We start from the raw sequence: 20,202 nt of genomic DNA on the forward strand, positions 1-20,202 counted from the left end.
TTGCCGCGCAGCAGAGTATTGCTCATGAAAGGTGATTCGTCGCGTCACAGATCAATCTGATCCGCTTTTTTTTGGCCAAGCTGTGCCACGTTTCGCAGATAGTCACCAAATCCACCGCGTGCCCGGCTGTCCAGTCGGGCGCTGGTATGCACTTGCGGGCGATGGCTCCAGGCGATATCGGCGCCACACCGCTCCAGCTGCCGCACCAGTTGCACATCTTCGTCGCAGGCCAGCGGCGGGAAGCCGCCGGCCCAACGATAGGCGTCGGCGCTGATGCCGAGGTTGGCGCCATGGATGTGCCGATGGCCGTCACGCGCCTGATAGTGGCTGTGATAGCGGATTTGCGCGGCTTCATCGAACAACGGATCCCAGTGTTCGACGGTCACCGTGCCGCACACTGCGTCGGCGCCCAACCCAAGCTGTGCCACCAGCCAGTCATCGGCCACCCGGCTGTCGGCGTCGGAGCAGGAAATCCAGCGTGCGCCGCGCTCCAGCAGGATCTGCGCGCCGGCGGCCCGGGCCTGGCCGACATTGCGCGCGTCGATGTGCAGGCTCAGCACCGGAAAGCCGCTGACGATCCGCGCCGAGCGGTCGGTGCAGCTGTCGAGCACCACCAGCACTTCGACCGGCTCGCCGGCCAACAGCCCGTGCTTACTGGCGCGCAGCGCGGCGCTCAGGCATTGCTCGAGCAGGTCTTCCTCGTTATGCGCCGGAATCAGAATGCCGATCATCGCAGGCCCTCCAGTGCGGCCACCGAGCGCGGCTCGCGGCTCCAGACTTCAAGGATGAAGTCCGCTTCCTGATGCAGCGCCAGACGCGGCAGCGGCAATTGCTCATGAATCAGGTCATGCACTTGACGGGCATTGAGCGGGCAGCCGTCGATGGGCGGACGCCAGTGGCAAGCGAGCAATTGCCCGTCGGCCGTCAAGGAATCACTGATGCGCCGGATCACTTCTGTCAGATCCCGGGCATCGAGGTAGTAGCCGATTTCGCTAAATACAATCAGGTCGAATTTTTCCTCCGGCCAGTCGCCGGGCAGACGACTTTGGCGCACCTCGGCGTGGTCAAAAAGGCTCAATCGGGTACGCGCCAGATTCACCGCCGCACTGGCGGTATCGCAACACAGCAAACGGTCGCAGCGGCCGGCGAGCTCGGCGCTGAGTTCACCATTGGCGCAACCGGGTTCGAAGATTGCCCGGTAATGTGCGCGGGGCAGGGCGGCGAGGGTGATCGCGCGTTTGCGCTGTTCATACCAGCGCTCGCGGAAGGCCCAGGGGTCGTCGTTGGCGCTGAATAACCCATCGAAATAGCGATCATCGACGCTCATAGGAACACCACCTCAAACGGTTGCAGCAGGCGATCCAATACGTACGGTGCCAGCACCGGTTGCAGCCCGGCCTGCGGATCGCCTTCCAGTTGGCTGGCGAAGGCATGTACCGCGTGGCGTTTGCGCGCCACTTGCTCGGGGGACAGCAGAATCTTGCGCGCGCGCTGCCACGGTACCGAGGCGTCTTCGGGGGAGGCCCAGTGCCAGGTCCATACCGGCAATTCGTGGCAGGTGGCGCCGACCCGCCGCGCAGCTTCGATACTGGCGCGGCCGGCGGCTTCGTGATCGCAGTGGCCGTCTTCGCACCAGGTGCTGAACACCACGTCGCCGGGGCGCAAGTGGCGCTCGATGAACGCGACCAGCGACGATTCGTCAGCGGCAACCTGGCTATCGCTGAAACCGCCGCGCAGCCATTTCATCCGGTGCAGCGGCACGCCGAGGCGGCGCAAGGCTTCGGCCGATTCCTGCGGGCGGACCACACTCAGACGCTCCACCGGCCAGCGCTCGGAGCCAGGGTGACTGGCGCTGCCATCGGTGACCGAGATCAGTTGCAACTGACGCCCGGCGGCCGCCAGCAACTGCAACAGGCCGCCGCAGCCGAGCACTTCGTCGTCCGGGTGCGGGGCGACAATCACCGCACGGGCGCCCGGCGGCACCAGACTGAGCACATCGACGCTGTCCAGCGCCGCAAGGTGCCGGGAGTGTTGCCATTGCAGCAGGGACGTTCCCTGGTGACCGATGATCGGATCGGGTTTGTTGGCGGCATTCATAGTGTCCAGGCCTCCTCAGGGTGTTCGGCCAGCGATTGACCGAGGGCGGCGAGGTCACGCTCGGCATGGCTCTGACGCAGAAACACCGGCAGGTCAGCGATCAGCCGGGCGAAGTGCCGATCCTTGCAGAACGGTCCGGCACCCAGCGCCCGCCCGACGTCGCGCATCACCTGCTCAGCCGACTGTTCGACCACCGCACGGGCACGCCGGGCCAGCAGTTGGGCATCGGCCTCGGGGTGCGCGTCGATGTGCAGCGCACTGAAACGCAGTACATTCGCCGCCGCGCACAGCGCCGCATCGACTGCGCCGAGATGGGCGAGGGCATGCGGCTCCGGGCGTTGTGCGCACTGTTGACGTAGCGCCTCGCCGATCTGCCGCGCCGCGCCGTACCAGCAGGCGGCGATACCGATCCCGCCCTGCCAGAAGCCCGGACGATTCAGGTAGTCGCCGGGTTCGCCGATGGCCTGGGCTTCGGCCGCGTCGAACAACACTTCGACGCTGCCGGTGGCGCCCATGCCGACCGCTTGCCAGCCCTCATTGGTAATGGTCACACCCGGTTGATCAAGCGCCACCGCGACCAGTTGCTGACGGTCCTCGGCGTCCCACGCGGTGAGCAGCGCATGGCTGAGCACCGCCGCGCCGGAGCACCAGGCCTTGCGCCCGTCGAGGCGCACCATGTGCCCGGCCGGGCGCACTTGCACCCGTGCCTGCGGCGGTTCGGCAGCCCACATGCCCCAGGTGCTGCCCGGCGTGGGCGAGCCTCCGAGCTGTTCGATGATCGCCAAGGCGTCGGTGTGGCCTTCGTAGAGCTTGCACAAGCCCAGATCGTGTCCGCCGACTTCGGCCAGACGCTGAAAGCGCTCCAGCGTGCGGCCGCTGCCCGGTAACGACAACTGATCCAGACCGGCCTCGACCAGCGCCCGCAGGCAATGACCGAGGGCCGCCGTGTCGGGATAATCAGGCGGGCGGCGCGCCAGATAGTGTTGCAGGTCCATATCAATCTTCTTCTTCGCGTTGCAGTTCGAACAGCAGCAGCGAGCGGCCAGTGACCGAATACTCATGGCCGAACTCGAAGCGCTCCTGACCGCGAATCGACGGCTGATTGGTGTCGATCATGCAGGTCCAGAAACTGCCTTCAGGCACTTCCGGCAGGCTGAAGTTGACGATGTCGTGATGGGCGTTGACCACCAGCAGCAAGGTCGCATCGGCGCCCTTGCGGCGGATCCCGGTTTCCTGCGCGCGACCGTCGAGCAGCATGCCGAGGCAGCGGTTGTTCGCGTCATGCCAGTGTTCGGTGGTCATCTCGGTGCCGTCCGGCGCCAGCCAGGTGACGTCCTTGACGCCGATGTCCTCGTTGTATTCACCGACCAGGAAACGCCCGCGACGCAGGATCGGGTAAGCCATACGCAGCTTGATCAGGCGTTTGACGAATTTGAGCAGCGCCTTGCCGTCCTCGCTCAGGTCCCAGTTGACCCAGCCGATCTCGCTGTCCTGGCAATAGGCGTTGTTGTTGCCGTCCTGGGTGCGGGCGAACTCGTCGCCGGCGACGATCATCGGCGTACCTTGTGACAGCAGCAGCGTGGCGAAGAAGTTGCGCATCTGCCGATGGCGCAGTGCGTTGATCTCCGGATCGTCAGTCGGGCCTTCGACGCCGTGGTTCCACGACAGGTTGTTGTTGCTGCCGTCCTGGTTGTTCTCGTCGTTGGCCTCGTTGTGTTTGTCGTTGTACGACACCAGATCGTTGAGGGTGAAACCGTCATGCGCGGTGATGAAGTTCACCGACGAGTACGGCCGCCGTCCACGCTGATTGAACATCTCGCCGGACGCGGTCATACGGCTGGCGAAGTCGGCAACCTGAGCGTCGTCACCTTTCCAGAACGCGCGCACGGTGTCGCGGAATTTGTCGTTCCACTCGACCCAGCCGGGTGGGAAGTTGCCGACCTGATAGCCACCGGGGCCGCAGTCCCAAGGTTCGGCGATCATTTTCACCTGACGCAGCACCGGGTCCTGACGGCAGGCGACGAGGAAGCTGTGACGCTCGTCGAACCCGTCGTGATAGCGCCCGAGAATCGTCGCCAGATCGAAGCGGAAGCCGTCGACATGCATCTCGCTGGCCCAATAGCGCAGCGAATCGGTGACCATCTGCAGCACGCATGGGTGACTGAGGTCGAGGGTGTTGCCGGTGCCGGAATCGTTGATGTAGTAGCGCTTGTCGTCCGGCATCAGGCGGTAGTAGGAGGCGTTGTCGATGCCGCGCATCGACAGGGTCGGGCCTTGTTCGTTGCCCTCGGCGGTGTGGTTGTAGACCACGTCGAGGATCACTTCCAGATTGGCCTCGTGCAGGTGCGCGACCATCTCCTTGAATTCGGCGATCTTGCCGCTGGCCAGGTAACGCGGGTCCGGGGCGAAGAAGGCGATGCTGTTGTAGCCCCAGTAGTTGGTCATGCCCTTGTGCAGCAAATGCTGGTCGTTGACGAAGGCATGGATCGGCAGCAACTCCACGGTCGACACGCCGAGTTTGCGGATGTGCTCGAGCACGTCGTCGACCATCAGCCCGGCAAACGTACCGCGCACGTTTTCCGGCACCGACGGGTGACGCATGCTGATGCCGCGCACGTGGGTTTCATAAATGATGGTTTTGTCCCACGGCACGCTGACCCGATGGTCGTTGCCCCAGGTGTGCGCCGGGTCGATGACCTTGCACTTGGGCACGAACGGCGCGCTGTCGCGTTCATCGAAACTGAGGTCGGCGTCGGGGTGGCCGATGGTGTAGCCGAACAGCGCCTCGGACCATTTCAACTCGCCGACCAGTTGTTTGGCGTAGGGGTCGATCAGCAGTTTGTTGTGGTTGAAGCGGTGGCCGTTGGCCGGGTCATACGGGCCGTAGACACGGTAGCCGTAGATCAGCCCCGGATGGGCGTCGGGCAGATAGCCGTGGAAAATCTCGTCGGTGTATTCCGGCAGTTCGATGCGTTCGAGTTCGACTTCACCGGCATCGTCGAAGATGCACAGCTCGACTTTAGTGGCGTTGGCGGAAAACAGCGCAAAGTTCACCCCCAGACCATCCCAGGTTGCGCCGAGCGGGAAGGGCAGGCCTTCACGGATTCTGGACGGCTCAGCGTGCGCTGCGGGCTCGGCTTTTTTTGGACTGGACATGATTGCTCCTGCAAAACGGGTTGGTTCGAATAACGGATCAACTGTGGGAACAGAATCTGTGGTGAGGGGATTTATCCCCGATGGGCCGCGCAGCGGCCCTGCGACTGCTTCGCAGCCGATCGGGGATAAATCCCCTCACCACAGACATCTCTTCCTGACAGAGGTTATTTGAGGTTTCTCGAGGACGAGTTATCCCAATGTGGCGAGCGAACCCGCCACACGGTCATTCAGTTCAATAATCCGGGTGGGTCAGTTGGCCGGGGGCTTGCGCGGGGCGCGCGGCTTTTTCTCGGCGGCTTTTTCGCCCGGTGGAATCACTTTGGCGGCGCTGGAGGGCTTGGCTTTGGCGTCCGTAGGCGCCTTGGGCTTGGCCGCCGGCGTCTTGCTTTCGGTGGCTTTGCCGTTCGCAGTCTTGCCAGCGGTTTTACTGCCAGCGGCTTTTGGCGATTGCTTCGGCGCCAGGGCCTCGGCTTCGGCCAGTTTGCGCGCCATTTCCCAATGACGGGATTCATGACCTTCAGGTTTGCCCTCGGATTCCCAGATCTGATAGGCAAACTCGCGGATGCGTTTATCGTCGGTACTCATCGCAATGCTCCTGAACTGAACTCGTCGTTACGTAAAGAGTTGGATAAACAGATTGACCGGGAAATCCCCCAGCGCGGCGCTGACGTTCAGCTCCCTGTTTTTTGTGACTGCGCTGCTGTGAAAAAGTCCCTTCAGGTTTGTGTCAGAGGCGGCGAACGGTAAAACCACTCGCGTATCGCCCCAGCGCAGCGCATCCACCTGTGGCACGGCACTGTTTTCCAGCAACGTCGCGCAGCGGATCGGCACGATCACGATGGCGTGGTTGCCCTCGTGCTCACGGGCGAACGCGAGGACGTTGTGCGCCTGCTCGCCCAGCACCTCCAAGGCCTGATAGGTGCCCCGGCGAAACAGCTCGGCGTGTTCGGCGCGCAGGTTCAGCACTTGGGCGATCAACGCTTGCTTGATACGCCCGTCACGCCAGTTCGCCAGCAGTTCCTCGAGCGGCGCGTGTCCGTCCAGGGCTTGCTCGCGCGCGGCGTAATCCACCGGCCGGCGGTTGTCCGGATCGACCAGGCTGAAATCCCAGAACTCGTTGCCCTGATACAGATCCGGCACCCCCGGCACGGTCATGCGCAGCAAGGTTTGCGCCAGACTGTTGAGGGCGCCGGCCGCCGCGATACTGTTGACGGTCTTGCTCAGCGCCGCACGCAGCAGCTCGCCTTCCTCACCGGTGAGCAGTCTTTGAGTAAACGTCTGCGCAGCGTTTTCGTAGGCTTCGTTGGGCGCACTCCAGCTGCTTTGCAGCTTGGCTTCGCGCAGGGCTTTCTGTTGCCACTGCCAGATACGCTCGGCGTAGTCGGCAAAACCTGACTGATCGTCATCACGCAATTGCAGCGGCCAACTGCCGAGCAGCGCCTGATAAAGGATCAGTTCATCGCCGGACGACGGCAGTTGATCATCGTCGCGCAGCGGCCGGGCGAGGGCGCGCCACAACTCGACCTGCTCGGCGTACCAGTGACTGCGTTCGCTGAGTATCGCCAGCCGTGCGCGGGTGTCTTCGCCGCGTTTGTGGTCGTGGGTGGCGGTGGCCAGCAAGTTGTCGGGAAACGCGTCCAGGCGTTGCTGATTGACCGCATGGAAGTCGCTGACCGGTGCGCTGAACTGTTCGGTGTTGTAGCCGACATCATTGCGCGACAGCAGCACTGCCGAACGATACAGCGCGGTATCTTCCACGGCTTTGGCCGCTGCCGGCGAAGTCAGTTGCTGGAAACGTACGCAGGCGTGCTTGAGGATCTTGCGCGAGCGCCCGCGCGGCTTGTGCCGCCAGGGCGTGCCACCGAGCCAGGCGGCGACGCAGTCGAGCACCGGCCAGTCGCCTTCGCCCAAGGTCTGCCGAGCGCCGGCCATGGCCTGCTGGAAGAATTGCTCATCCTGCGCCGCGCGACCGAGCGCGCTGATGTAAGTGCGATACACCGGGAAATGCACGATCAGCGCCTGCAACACGCGGCGGATCGCACCGAGGGTCAGGTCGCGGGTCATCAGGTCGTCGCGCGCCACTTGCAGCAGCGCCTGGGCGACGCTTTCAAAATCGCTGGCCAGCGAACCGTTGAGGATCTGCTGGCGCGCCAGTTGCGCTTCTTCGATGAACGCCGCCGGGCGCTCGGTACGGCGCTGCCACAGGTCGCCGAGTACGTGTTCGCCATCCGGGTCGTGTTGCAGCAACGACAGTTGATTCATGAACTCGTAACCGGTGCTGCCATCCACCGCCCAGTCGGTGCGCAGGGTTTCGCCGGCGCCGAGAATCTTCTCGACGTAGATCGGCAAGTGCCGGTCCGGCGCGAGTAAATCCAGGCGCCGCCGTAGTTTGCGGCAGTAACCGCGCGGGTCGGCGAGGCCGTCTATGTGGTCGATGCGCAAACCGTCGACCAGCCCTTCGGCAATCAACTGGAAGATCTTGCCATGGGTCGCTTCGAACACCGCCGGGCGTTCGACACGCAGGCCGCCGAGTTCGTTGATGTCGAAAAAACGCCGCCAATTGATGTCGTCCGCGGCGGTGCGCCAACTGGCGAGACGGTAGCTTTGGCGCTCGAGCAACTGGTGCAGCTTGTCGAAGCCTTCCGCAGTCGTGGAATCGTAATGCGCGAGACTTTCCTCGATTGCGGCGCGGATCTGTGGATCGCTAGCGAGCTCTTTCAGTTCTTCCTTTAGCGGCATCGCCAGCGCATACGCGTCGGTCTGGTAGCTGAGGGTACTGAAACGATCGGCCAGGGACTTCAGCGCCTCGACCGGTTTGAGCAGTTCGCCGTAGTCATTCGGGCAGATCGGGAAGTGGTGGTCGTAATGCTCGACGTGGAAGCGTCCTTGCTGCGCATCGAAGTGCAGTTTCAACGTGCCTTCCTGCAGGGCAATGCCGTAGTCGCTGCCGAGAAACGGCAGCAGCAACTGGCCTTCCATCAACGGGTCGGGCGAATGCCACTGAATGTCGAAGAACTCGCCGTAGGGGCTCAGTCGGCCCCATTCCAGCAAGTCCAGCCACCACGGGTTGTCGCCGCCACCGACCGCCATGTGGTTGGAGACGATGTCGAGGATCAGCCCCATATTGTGCTCGCGCAGGCTGCTGACCAGACGCCGCAGCGCCGGTTCGCCACCGAGTTCCGGATTGACTTGGGTCGGGTCGACCACGTCGTAGCCGTGCATCGAACCGGCGCGGGCCGCGAGCAGCGGCGAGGCATAAATGTGGCTGATACCGAGGCGGGCGAAGTACGGCACCAGCGGCACGGCCTGTTCCAGGGTAAAGCCTTTGTGAAATTGCAGGCGCAGGGTGGCGCGCAACGGTTGGTTGAACGAGCAATTCATTGGTCACGCTCGGCAGCTTGCAGGCGGGCGCAGGCCAGCAGTTCCAGACGGCGCGCCGCGTCGACACCATCGAGCAATGCTTCGCTGTTGCCGGGCAACCGCCGCGACCAGTTCGGGTGGCTGTCGATGGTGCCGGGCAGGTTGGCCTGTTCGTCAATGCCCAGCGCGTCCTCCAGCGGAAGCAGCACCAGCGGCGCGCGGGTATGACCGAGGAAGCGTACGCTGGCATCGACCACTTGATCGGCCTCGTGGGATTCCTCGCGAAAGTTCTGCGGGTCCTGACTCAGTGCGCCGCGCAGACCTTCGCGTTCACGCTGGCGATGGCGGCGCCATTCGATTTCACCGTTGGCATCGACGAAGCCTAAACGGGAGTTCCAGTCGATATCGCGGCCATGCCACCAGCCATTGAGCGTTGGCAGATCGTGGGTGCTGGTGGTCGCCAGCGCGTTGTCCGGCCAGTCGAGAATCGGTTTGAAACGGGTGTTGTCCTGTTCGAACAGCAGCACGCGCATGCCGAGGATCGAGCGGGTGCTGAGCTTTTCCCGCAGGCCGTCGGGCACGGTGCCAAGGTCTTCGCCGAGGACGATCGCCTGATGCCGGTGTGATTCGAGGGTCAGCAGGCGCAGCAGATCGTCAAACGGGTAATACAGATAAGCGCCATCGGCCGGCGCGGCGCCGTTGGGGATCACCCACAGCCGTTGCAGGCCCATCACGTGGTCGATGCGCAATCCGCCGGCGTGGGCGAAGTTGGCGCGCAGCATGTCGATGAACGCCCGAAAGCCGTTGCGGATCAGGCCTTCAGGGGAAAACGCGGAGATCCCCCAGCCCTGACCGGAGCGATTGAGAATGTCCGGCGGTGCGCCGACAGTGAGCGAGGCGAGCAGTTCGTCCTGGAAGCTCCAGGCCTGGCTGCCGGCGCCGTCGGCACCCACTGCCAGGTCAGCGATCAGGCCGATGCCCATGCCAGCGCTGCGTGCGGCGGTTTGTGCACGTTCCAGGCAGCGGTGGATCAGCCATTGGCAGAAGGCGAAGTAGCCGATGCGCTCGGCGTATTCCTCGGCGAAGGCTTCGAGGGCGGCGCCGCGCGGGTCGTGCCAGTGTTCTGGCCATTCGCGCCAGTCGAGGTTTTCGCCACGGGCGGCGCGCATTTCCTGAATCGCTTCGAAGCGGCAGTGATTTTCCAGGGCTTCGCCACCGGCATGGCGGAAACTGGCGAAATCCGGGTGCAGCGGATGCTCGCCGGCGACGAAACCGTCGTACAGGGCTTGCAACAGCTTTTGTTTGGCGGCGGCGGCGCTGGGCCAGTCGATGAGTTTGAGGTCTTCCAGATGCTGGAATTGTTCGGCCAGACCGCTGGCGTCGATTGCATCACGCAAGGCCCGCTCGCCAAGGATGGCGCCCGGCGCCGCGTAGAGGGAATTAAGGAATAGCCGACTGGACGGCGAATAAGGGCTGTAGCGCCCGGTATCGGCGCTGAACATCGCATGCAGCGGACTGATCGCCAGTGCCTCGGCACCGCGCTCGCCGGCCACCCGGGCCAGCTCTTCCAGCGCCTGAGTGTCGCCGAAACCGCCATCGCCGGGGCGGCGCAGACTGTACAGTTGCGCGCTCAGGCCCCACACGCGAGGGATCGGATTGTCCACCGCATCAGCGACGCTGAAACAGCGCTCCGGCGCTACGGCGAGGGTGAAATACTGATCGGCGATGTGCACCTGCTGGTAGCCGACCGGGATCAACCCCGGCAGTTTGGCTTCGGCGTCGAGCTTGAGGTTCAGCCGCGAGCCGTCTTCGAGATGGATTTCGCACGGCGTTTCCGGTTCGAAGTAGCGCGCCAGATCGACACCGACACCGACGTCGGCGGTCAGCAGCGGCGGCAAGTGACGGTCCTGCTGCACTTGTTGCAGTTGCAGCAGGCTGGCGTCGATTTCCTGCGCGGTATTGGCCGGATGCCCCAGCCCGGTGAGGACATTGCGCAGCACCGCCGGAGCGACTTTTTGCGGGCGGCCGTTGGCGTCGATCCAGTCGACGGCAAGGCCGGCGCGGCTTGCGAGTATTTCCAGTTGCGCATCGCTCATAGGCGCTCTCCATCCAGAGGTTGCAAGGGGGTTGCGGCCGTGAGGCTGACAAGCGCGCAATACGGGGCGAGAACGCCCGGTTCCGACAGGTCGTCTGCGGGCGGCTGTTGAAACAGCCACACGGCGTCGGTCTGTGCAGGGTTGACCACTGGCGTGTCGCTGAGGTTCAGGTCAATTCGCAGCTCACTGCCATCGCCCAGACGCCAGCGTGCACTGACCGCGCCAAAGCCGAGCATGTGCGCCCCGAGCGCCTGGGTGCCGGACAGATTGGGAATGATGTAGCGGTGGCGCAATCGCAGCAGTTGCCGGTACAGCGCGAGGGTTTCCTGCTGTTTTGCGGTGCCGCTGCCGATCAGGCGCGGCTGCGAGGCGTGGAAGGTCTGCTCGGCATTCGGATCGGGAATTTTCTCGCGTTTGTGCGGATCGGCGAAGGCGCTGAACCCGGCGAATTCGTTGCGCCGACCTTCGCGTACCAGATCCGCGAGTTCGCCGTGGTGACTAGTGAAAAACAGGAACGGTTGCTCGGCGGCGTATTCATCGCCCATGAACATCAGCGGGATCATCGGCGACAGCAGCAACAGCACGGTGGCGGCCTGCAGCGCGCGCGGGTCGGCCAGGTGATGCAAGCGCTCGCCGAAAGCCCGGTTGCCGATCTGGTCATGGTTCTGCAGGAACAACACGAAAGCGGTCGAGGGCAGGTGTTCGCTGGGCTCGCCCCGGGGTTCGCCATGACGGGTGATATGGCCCTGGAATACGAAACCCTGGCTCAGGCAGCGCACCAATTGCTCGGTGGGTTGCAGCGCATAGTCAGCGTAGTAAGCGTCAGTTTCGCCGGTCAGCAGCACGTGCAGGGCATTGTGCCCGTCGTCGTTCCACTGCGCGTCGTAATCCTCTTCGAGCAGGCTCGACTGGTTCAGCTCGTTTTCCACGGTGAGCCAGACGTGACGCGTCGGATCGACCTGCTGCCGGATGCATTGAGCCAGTTCGGGCAGGAAGTCCGGGCTCTCAATCGCATGCACCGCGTCCAGGCGCAGACCATCGAAGCGGTATTCGAGTAACCACATCAGCGCGTTTTCAATGAAGAAATCCCGCACTTCACGTTGGCGGAAGTCGATCGCCGCGCCCCACGGCGTGTGTTTGTCTTCGCGAAAGAAGCCTTTGGCGTAGCGCCCGAGGAAATTGCCGTCGGGGCCGAAGTGGTTGTAGACCACGTCGAGAATCACCGCCAGACCATGGCCGTGGGCGCTGTCGATCAGGTGCTTGAGTTGTTCCGGGGTGCCATAGGAGGCTTGCGGTGCGAAGGGCAGCACGCCGTCGTAGCCCCAGTTGCGGGTGCCGGGGAACTGCGCGAGCGGCATCAGTTCGATGGCGGTGATGCCCAGTTCGGCGAGACGCGCCAGATGCTGCTCGACTTCGGCAAAGCCGCCGAGTGCGCCGACGTGTAGCTCGTAGATCACCGCTTCGCTCCACGGCCGGCCGTGCCAGGTGGTGTGACGCCACTGATAGGCCAGCGGATCGACCACCACGCTGTAGCGGTCGATGTCGCCGTCCTGGGCACGGGAGGCGGGGTCGGGCACTTCCAGTTCGCCATCAATGTTGAAGCGATAACGGGTGCCCGCCGGGCACCGGGTCTTGATCACAAACCAGCCATCGGCCTGCGGCAACATCGGCAGAGACTGGCCGGTTTCAAGTTCGACACTGACGTAAAAAGCATCCGGTGCCCACAGCGCAAACTGAGTGTGTTCGGCGTCCTGCATGATCGCGCCGTGGGGCCAGTTTTCTTGGGTCCGTAACGGCATCGTGAAAAGCTCCGTGAATTATTTGTGGCCGGCTTTACCCAGCGCCTTGGCGACCAGTTGTTCATAAAGTTCGGCGTAGGGTTCGACCGCTTTGCACCAGTTGAACGGCGCGGCCATCGCCCGGCAGCGCATGGCGTTGAGCAGTTCGGGGAAGGCGAATACCTTGAATGCGCGGCTCAGGGCTTCGCGGTAGCTGTCGGCAGTGGATTCGTCGAAGAGGAAACCGGTGACGCCGTTTTCGATGGTGTCAGCCAATCCGCCGGTGTTGCGCGCCACCGGCAACGAGCCGAAACGCTGGGCGTACATCTGGCTCAGGCCGCACGGCTCGTAACGCGACGGCATCAGCAGGAAATCGCTGCCGGCGAACATGCGCCGGGCGTCGGTTTCATTAAAGCCGATGCGCACGCCGATCTGCCCCGGGAAGCGCAGCGCCAGTTCACGCATGGCCTGTTCTTCTTCCGGCTCGCCACGCCCGATGATTGCGATCTGGCCGCCGTTCTGCACGATGTATTCGGAGACGGCTTCGGTCAGGTCCAGGCCTTTCTGATAAACCAGCCGCGAAACCACCGCAAACAGCGGGCCGCTGGAATCTTTCAAACCAAACAGTTCACGCACATGAGCGGCGTTGACCGCTTTGCCTTCCCAATCGCCGATGGCGAACGGTGCGAACAGGTGCGGATCGGTGGCCGCGTCCCAGCTTTCGTCGATGCCGTTAGGGATACCGCTGAGCAAGCCTTGCTGGGTCTTGGCGGCGAGGAAACCGTCGAGACCGCAGCCGAAATCCGGGGTGGTGATTTCTTGCGCATACGTCGCGCTGACCGTGGTGATATGGCTCGAATAGGCCATGCCGGCCTTGAGGAACGACATTTTGCCGTAGAACTCCATGCCTTCCTGCTGCAGGGCATGGGTCGGGATGCCGAGTTCCGGGCACGAGCCGAGGCTGGTTACACCTTGATAGGCCAGGTTATGAATGGTGAACAGGGTCGGCGTGCGCTGCCCGCGCCAGTGCATATAAGCAGGGGCCAGACCGGCCGGCCAGTCGTGGGCGTGCACCAGATCCGGGCACCAGTGAATTTGTGCGAGGTTGGCGGCGATGTCGGCAGCGGCCAGACCCAGACGGGCGAAGCGAATATGGTTGTCCGGCCAGTCGCGACCGTTGTTGGCGCCGTAAGGCGAGCCTTCACGCTCATACAGCTCAGGGCAGATCAGGACGTAGATCACCAGCCCGTCCGGCATGTCCATACGCCCGATCTTGCACGGAGGCAGCGCGGCATGGCCGCCGAGTTCGCCGATGATATGGATCGGGTTCTCGCTGTGCATCACCTGCGGGTAACCGGGGATCAGCACGCGCACATCGTGCAGGTGCGCCATGGCGCGGGGCAGGGCGGCGGAGACGTCACCCAGACCGCCGGTCTTCACCAGGTCGGCGATTTCCGAGGTCACGAACAACACTTTCTTCTTGTTGGGATTCTGGCTGGCGACCGGCGTCAGCGTTTTGGTGCCCGGGACGTTGATCGACCGGCTGCCGGGAAGACTCAATGTGCTCGCTTCGCCAACTGACTGCTGAGCACGCTCTCCCTGAATATCCAATGCCGCACTGATCATATGAATCTCCCGTGTCGTTGATCTGTTTCTTGTCTGGAACAAGCCATATCCGTGGCCAAATCCTGTGGCCGGGCGCAAACGCGCCTCGCATCGGTGAGCAAACGCTACCCAACACGCGCAAGCAGAATGGGTGGAGGGGGCGTTGCAAGGATTGCACCAGTCACGTTGCCCCTGTGTTGCAGATGACCAGCCGCGTCACGCAAAAGTTTCGACTTTTTTTGCGTGCGGTGACCGACTGGTCTAACCCCGCGAAAATCAGTCTAGGCCAGATCCTAGAGCGGGCCGGGGCAAATAGGTAAATTGTTCGACAATCGGTTTGCGCGCGGCGAAAGACGTGGCGTGCAGGGCTGAACGCACCGACGAAGTGCAGGTTTTTTTCTATGGAGGGGCTAAAACGGTGACTGGCCGGTCACGTTTCTGTGCTAGCGGCAAGGGAGGGCGCACTGTTCTGGTGCGGGCAGTTTGTTGATCTTGTGTCTGTCAGGGCCCCTTCGCGAGCAAGCCCGCTCCCACAGTTGATTTGTGTACGACGCATTTCCAATGTGGGAGCGGGCTTGCTCGCGAAGGCGTCAGTCGATTCAGCGCAATCGAAAGGTTACGATCAATTCAACAGGCGCAGCGGGCTCCCCGCCGCCCAGGCCTGAATATCCTCGATCATCTGCGCAAAGAACTGCGCATAATTCTGCCGACTCACATACCCCACATGCGGCGTAGCCAGCACATTCGCCAGGGTGCGAAACGGGTGCAGTTCAGGCAGCGGTTCCTGATCGAATACGTCCAGCGCCGCTCCGGCGATCTGTTGTTTCTGCAATGCCTTGATCAGCGCCGCTTCGTCGACGATCGGCCCACGGGCGGTGTTGACCAGCAGGGCGGTGGGTTTCATCCAGCCCAGTGCCTGCGCGTCCACCAGTGCACGACTGCGCTCGCTCAAGACCAAGTGCACCGAAAGGATGTCGGCCTGTTCGAACAGTTGCTGCTTGCTGACGTAGGTCACCCCGGCCTGCTGCGCGCGTTCGGCGCTGAGGTTTTCGCTCCAGGCAATCACGCGCATGCCGAACACCTGAGCGAATTGCGCGACCTTCTGGCCGATACTGCCCAGACCGAGGATGCCCAACGTCTTGCCATGCAGGTCACCGCCCAGCCCTTGCTGCCAGCCACCGGCGCGCAGGGCGTTGGCTTCGTTCACCAGATTGCGTGTGGCGGCCATGATCAGTGCCCAGGTCAGCTCCGGCGCCGCATGTTTATAGCTGTCGGTGCCGCAGACCTTGATCCCGAGGTCGGCGGCCGCCTGCATGTCCAGTGCCGCGTTGCGCATGCCGCCGGTGACCAGCAGCTTGAGGTTGGGCAGGCGCTGCAGTAGATCCTGATCGAAACGCGTGCGCTCGCGCATCACGCAGATCACCTGGAACTGGCCCAGTCGTGCGGCCAGTGTGGCGTTGTCCGCCGGATAGTCATGCACGAAGCTGACTTCGCCGATGCTGTCGAGTACCGACCAGTCGACCACCTCGCGTGCCACGTCCTGCCAGTCATCAATCACTGCAATCTGCACCGCCATCAGCCTTACCTCATCAACGAACGGGATTGGGGTTGTTCAGCCAGCCGAGCAAGGCCTGATGAAATTTCGCCGGTTCTTCCATCTGCGGCGCGTGGCCCATGCCGGGGAATTCCACCAGTGTCGACTGTGGTATCAGCTTGGCCACCTGCTGGCCGAGCACATCATAGTGGCCGATTTTCGCCTTGACCTCAGGGGAGGCAAGGTCCTTGCCGATGGCCGTGGTGTCGGAGGTGCCGATCAGCAACAGGGTCGGCATCTTCAGATCCTTGAACTCGTAGTACACCGGCTGAGTGAAGATCATGTCGTAGATCAGCGCCGAGTTCCACGCCACCCGGGTTTTGCCCGGGCCGTTGCTCAGGCCGGCGAGCATGTCGACCCAGCGGTCGAACTCGGGTTTCCAGCGCCCGTCGTAATAGGTGCTGCGCTCGTAGTCGCGAATGCTTTGGGCGGTGACTTTCAATTCGCGCTGATACCACTGATCAACGGTGCGATACGGCACGCCGAGGGCCTTCCAGTCTTCCAGACCGATCGGGTTGACCAGGGCCAGTTGTTCGACCTGATCCGGGAACAACAGCGCATAGCGAGTGGCGAGCATGCCGCCGGTGGAGTGGCCGAGCAGGGTGGCTTTCTGGATGCCCAGGGCCTTGAGCAGTTGTTGGGTGTTGGTCGCCAGTTGCTGAAAGCTGTACTGATAGTGATCGGGTTTGCTGGAGGTGCAGAAACCGATCTGATCCGGCGCGACGACCCGGTAACCGGCCTCGCTCAAGGCTTTGATCGAACTGTCCCAAGTGGCGGCGCAAAAGTTCTTGCCGTGCATCAGCACCACGGTCCGCCCGTTGGCCTTGCCGTGGGCGGCAACGTCCATGTAACCCATCTGCAGGGATTTACCCTGGGACTCAAAAGCAAAGTGCTTGAGCGTGTAGGGGTATTGGAAACCTTGCAGCTCCGGGCCATAAGTCGGGGCATTTTCCTGGACTGCAGCAGGTGTTGCGGCGTGGGCAAACAGGGGCAGCGCAGCGCTGAGAAACAGGCCGGGCAGCCAGCGGGATGGCGAGAGGGACATAGGGGCAAACTCCATGGAAATCGGCCGATGCTGGAACGCCCGGATTAGGGCGACGTTAACCACAGGCAACGGCATGGCTGGAATGTTCAACCGAGCCAGCCCAGGGTCAGTATTGCCACCACGGCGTAACGCGCACCTTTGGCCAGCGTGACGATCAGCAGAAAGCGCCCGAGCGGTTCGTGCATCACGCCGGCGATCAGGGTCAGCGGATCGCCGATCACCGGCAGCCAGCTGAGCAGCAACGACCAATGCCCGTAACGCTCATAGTGTTTGCGCGCAGTGGCCATGTGTCTTGGGCTGACGGGAAACCAGCGTCGATCCTGAAAGCGTTCGATGCCGCGCCCCAGCCACCAGTTGACCAGCGAACCGAGGACATTGCCCAGCGTCGCCACGCCCAGCAGGCCCCAGAGCCAGTAACGGTCGCTGGCGATCAGCCCGACCAGCAGCGCTTCGGATTGCAGCGGCAACAATGTCGCGGCGCCGAACGCTGCCGCGAACAGCCCGAGGTAACCAGTGGCCATCAGTGCGCCGGGTAGTCCGCCACCACCACATCCGTGCCGTCCTTTTTCAGGCCGATCACTTGATAGGCATCGCTCATGCCGTCCATTTCCATGCCCGGCGAACCCATCGGCATGCCGGGTGCGGCGATACCCAGCAGATCGTCGCGTTTGCTCAGGGCCAGCACCTGTTCAGCCGGCACATGGCCTTCGACGAACTTGCCGTTGATCAGCGCGGTATGGCAAGAGCCGAGGCGCGGTGGCACGCCGTGTTGCTGTTTGAAGCTGCTCATGTCGCTTTCGACGTGATCTTCGACTTTGAAGCCGTTAGCTTCGAGGTGGCTGATCCATTTTTTGCAGCAGCCGCAATTGGCGTCGCGATGCACTTCGATCGGGATCAGATCGGCGGCCTGGGCCAGGGAGGACAGAAGCAGGGCGCTGAGGGCGGTCAGGCGCAAAAGGTTTCGCATGAGGGGGTTCTCGACTCGCAGACAATCCAATGATGGGCAGTTGTAGCCTGTCGGGGATAAATCCCCTCACTACAGGTCACTTTTCAAACGGCCATTTTGACCGGATTATCCTGCCGGGCATCAACCGAGTGTTTCAAGTTGATACAGGGCAGGCTGGCAGGATGATCATGGATCAAGCCTGACAGTCTGCTGAGAGGGAGATTACAAATCTGTCAGGCAGAATGGAGACGCGCTCTGTGGCGAGGGAGCTTGCTCCCGCTCGGCTGCGTAGCAGTCGTCAATTGGTCAATTTCGGCTTCCTGTCTATCGCGGTGTCAGAGTTGGGGCCGCTTCGCGACCCAGCGGGAGCAAGCTCCCTCGCCACAATAGACTGGTCGGAGAATCAACGGACTTTGAAGCGCCCCATGATCGCGCTCACCCGGTTGTTGGCTTCCAGCAGCTGGCGGGTATTGAGTTCGCTGGCCTGGCCGCTGTGGACCAGTTCTTCGACCATGTGACGGATCTGCACCATGCTGCGGTTGATCTCTTCGGTCACCGCGCTTTGCTGTTCGGCAGCGGTGGCGATCTGCGTGCTGAGGCTGTTGATGTGGCTGACCGAACCGGCCATTTCATCCAGGCCCGAGGTGACCCGTGCCGTGGCGTCAGCGGCGGACTGGCAACTGGCCTGAGTGTTTTCCATGGCGCTGACCGAAGAGCTCACGCCTTGCGTCAGACGCGTCAACATCTCGTTGATTTCCGAGGTGCTGGCCTGGGTGCGAGCGGCGAGGGCGCGGACTTCATCGGCCACCACGGCAAAGCCGCGACCCTGTTCACCGGCGCGGGCGGCTTCGATGGCGGCATTGAGTGCCAGCAGGTTGGTCTGCCCGGCAATCGCGCCAATCACCCCGAGAATTTCGGTGATGCGCTGCGCGTCCTGCTGCATGTTCTCGACTTTCTGGGTGGCACTCGCCACCTCGTCGATCAAGGCCACCACGCTGTTGGTCGCTTCCCCGACCACTACTCGCGAACGGTCGGCGTTTTCGTTGGCGCGCTGGGTGAACGCGGCGGTTTCGGCGGCGTTCTGCGCAACGCTTTCGGCGGTCGAACTCATTTCGGTGATGGCGGTGACGGTCTGATCGGTTTCCGAAGCGTGGCGCAGCAGGATCTGGCTGGTGTTGGCCGACGTACGCTGCAGGTTATCCAGGCTCGAAGCCATGGCACCGGTGGCCTGCGTCACTTCGCCGATCATGTTTTGCAGATAGGCAATGAAGGTGTTGACCGAGTGGCCGATGGCGCCAAGCTCGTCTTCGGCGCGGATGGTGATGCGTCGGGTCAGGTCGGCATCGCCGCTGGACAGCGAGTCGATGTTGGCCTTCAGCGCTTTCATCCGTGCAACCAGTTGGCGGATTGCGTAGACCTGCAGCAGCACCAGCAGGATCACCAGCGGAATCTGCAACAGGCTCAGGCTGCTGAGCACGTCGTCGCGCTGGGCAGTGAGCATTTTCGTTGGCAGGGCGGTGGCGAGGAACCACGGCGTGCCTTCGATCGGGCGCATGAAGAAGGTGCTGGCTTCGCCATTGTTGTCGAATTCGACGCGTTGCGCCTGATCGCGGTTCTGCAGGCCCGCCTTGACCTGACTGGCAAACGTCGAACCGGCGGCCAGCTCGCTGATGTTCTTCAGCACGATCGGGCCACTGATGCGCGAGCTGTTGCTGATGATCTTGCCGTCGGCCTCGACGATCAGCATTTCGGCGTTGAGGTCTTTTTCCTTGCGCGCCACCAGATCGTTGAAGAAACCCAGCGTCACGTCGATGGTCGACACGCCCCACGCCGCACCGTTTTTCTGGATGGCCATGGCGCAGTTGGTGCGCGGCTCGGCGCTCGCATCGTCTTTATAGGCCGCAGCCCAGGCGCACTGACCGCGCGGGGTCTGCATGCCGCCCTTGTACCAGCTCTGGTCGTAGTAGTTGGGGGCCGCGTCGCTGTTCCAGAAGGTGTTCACCGCCAGTTTGCCCGAGGCATCGCGGTGCCAGAAGGTGCTGAACTTGTTGCGCCCGGCCTCGCGCTGGCCCGGCAGCGGCCAGATCCCGCCGCCAAATACTTTCAGTTCGCCGTATTGATCCACCAGCCCCGGCAGCACCGTGTCGATGGCCGCGCTGTCGAGCAGCGGAATGGTCTGGGTGATGCTGCGCTGCTGCGACTGCACTTTGTTCAGTTCGCCCTGAATCTGTTCGGCGACTTCGGCGATGCGGTTGAGCACCACCTGTTCTTCGGTCTGGCGCAGCTTGGGCGCGACCAGTTGGCTGATACCGACCACGGTCAGCACCGACAGCAGCAGGATGAACAGAACCAGAAACAGCGTGTAGCGAGCCTGAATGGTGCGGAATGCGGGCATGGATACCGGTCCTTGAGCTGCGATTTTTTATTGTGGGTCGAGGGGAAAACGGCGGGATTACACCAGCGTATCGTCGGCGAACGGCGAAGCTTTAGGTACTTTCGTGCAAGAAAGCAGCGGGCTGACAGAA

General features: G+C 62.8%; 14 protein-coding genes and 2 pseudogenes. All 16 read right to left on the reverse strand.

Annotation, left to right across the window (positions count from 1 at the left end; translation table 11 throughout):
• Nucleotides 1-44: 44 nt before the first annotated feature.
• The gene (locus ACIOUG_RS03775) at nt 45-731 is read right to left on the reverse strand and encodes a glycosyltransferase (protein WP_401062633.1); all 687 of its coding nucleotides are present in this window, start codon (nt 729-731) and stop codon (nt 45-47) included.
• Nucleotides 728-1,327 carry an SAM-dependent methyltransferase gene (locus ACIOUG_RS03780; RefSeq protein ID WP_401062635.1) on the reverse strand — a complete coding sequence of 200 codons (600 nt, stop codon included), beginning with the start codon at nt 1,325-1,327 and terminating at the stop codon, nt 728-730. The genes ACIOUG_RS03775 and ACIOUG_RS03780 overlap by 4 nt, the downstream gene beginning before the upstream one ends.
• Complete coding sequence (locus ACIOUG_RS03785; RefSeq protein ID WP_401062637.1) at nt 1,324-2,097, reverse strand: PIG-L deacetylase family protein; 774 nt, start codon at nt 2,095-2,097, stop codon at nt 1,324-1,326. The genes ACIOUG_RS03780 and ACIOUG_RS03785 overlap by 4 nt, the downstream gene beginning before the upstream one ends.
• Nucleotides 2,094-3,092, reverse strand: a complete 999-nt coding sequence (locus tag ACIOUG_RS03790) for an acyl-CoA dehydrogenase (RefSeq protein WP_401062638.1) — start codon at nt 3,090-3,092, stop codon at nt 2,094-2,096. The genes ACIOUG_RS03785 and ACIOUG_RS03790 overlap by 4 nt, the downstream gene beginning before the upstream one ends.
• A 1-nt stretch (nt 3,093) precedes the next feature.
• Nucleotides 3,094-5,253, reverse strand: coding sequence for a glycogen debranching protein GlgX (gene glgX / locus ACIOUG_RS03795; protein ID WP_401062640.1), 2,160 nt, complete (start codon nt 5,251-5,253; stop codon nt 3,094-3,096).
• 249 nt (nt 5,254-5,502) lie between these two features.
• Entirely contained in the window at nt 5,503-5,838 is a 336-nt protein-coding gene (locus tag ACIOUG_RS03800; protein WP_401062642.1) for a DUF2934 domain-containing protein, read from the reverse strand.
• Between the two features lie 27 nt (nt 5,839-5,865).
• Nucleotides 5,866-8,634, reverse strand: coding sequence for a malto-oligosyltrehalose synthase (locus tag ACIOUG_RS03805; protein ID WP_401062644.1), 2,769 nt, complete (start codon nt 8,632-8,634; stop codon nt 5,866-5,868).
• A complete protein-coding gene (gene malQ / locus ACIOUG_RS03810; RefSeq protein WP_401062646.1) occupies nt 8,631-10,709 on the reverse strand; it encodes a 4-alpha-glucanotransferase in 2,079 nt (692 codons plus the stop codon). The genes ACIOUG_RS03805 and malQ overlap by 4 nt, the downstream gene beginning before the upstream one ends.
• Nucleotides 10,706-12,508: a malto-oligosyltrehalose trehalohydrolase gene (gene treZ, locus ACIOUG_RS03815; RefSeq protein ID WP_401062648.1), complete on the reverse strand. Its 1,803-nt coding sequence runs from the start codon at nt 12,506-12,508 to the stop codon at nt 10,706-10,708. Before treZ ends, malQ begins: the two co-directional genes overlap by 4 nt.
• An 18-nt stretch (nt 12,509-12,526) precedes the next feature.
• The gene (glgA, locus tag ACIOUG_RS03820; RefSeq protein ID WP_401062649.1) at nt 12,527-14,113 is read right to left on the reverse strand and encodes a glycogen synthase GlgA; all 1,587 of its coding nucleotides are present in this window, start codon (nt 14,111-14,113) and stop codon (nt 12,527-12,529) included.
• A gap of 601 nt (nt 14,114-14,714) precedes the next feature.
• Nucleotides 14,715-15,668 carry a D-2-hydroxyacid dehydrogenase family protein gene (locus ACIOUG_RS03825; protein WP_401062651.1) on the reverse strand — a complete coding sequence of 318 codons (954 nt, stop codon included), beginning with the start codon at nt 15,666-15,668 and terminating at the stop codon, nt 14,715-14,717.
• A 13-nt stretch (nt 15,669-15,681) separates the two neighbouring features.
• Entirely contained in the window at nt 15,682-16,731 is a 1,050-nt protein-coding gene (locus ACIOUG_RS03830) for an alpha/beta fold hydrolase (protein ID WP_401062652.1), read from the reverse strand.
• Between the two features lie 86 nt (nt 16,732-16,817).
• On the reverse strand, nt 16,818-17,252 hold the full coding sequence (locus ACIOUG_RS03835) for a YqaA family protein (protein ID WP_401062654.1): 435 nt from the start codon (nt 17,250-17,252) through the stop codon (nt 16,818-16,820).
• Entirely contained in the window at nt 17,252-17,698 is a 447-nt protein-coding gene (locus ACIOUG_RS03840) for a DUF411 domain-containing protein (protein WP_401062655.1), read from the reverse strand. The genes ACIOUG_RS03835 and ACIOUG_RS03840 overlap by 1 nt, the downstream gene beginning before the upstream one ends.
• Before the next feature lie 382 nt (nt 17,699-18,080).
• Nucleotides 18,081-18,608: pseudogene (locus tag ACIOUG_RS03845) on the reverse strand (methyl-accepting chemotaxis protein); the annotation flags it as partial.
• A gap of 333 nt (nt 18,609-18,941) precedes the next feature.
• Nucleotides 18,942-20,072, reverse strand: a pseudogene (locus ACIOUG_RS03850) (cache and HAMP domain-containing protein); the annotation flags it as partial.
• Nucleotides 20,073-20,202 lie beyond the last annotated feature (130 nt).

It is taken from the genome of Pseudomonas sp. NPDC087803, from assembly GCF_044742995.1.
GTDB lineage: Bacteria > Pseudomonadota > Gammaproteobacteria > Pseudomonadales > Pseudomonadaceae > Aquipseudomonas.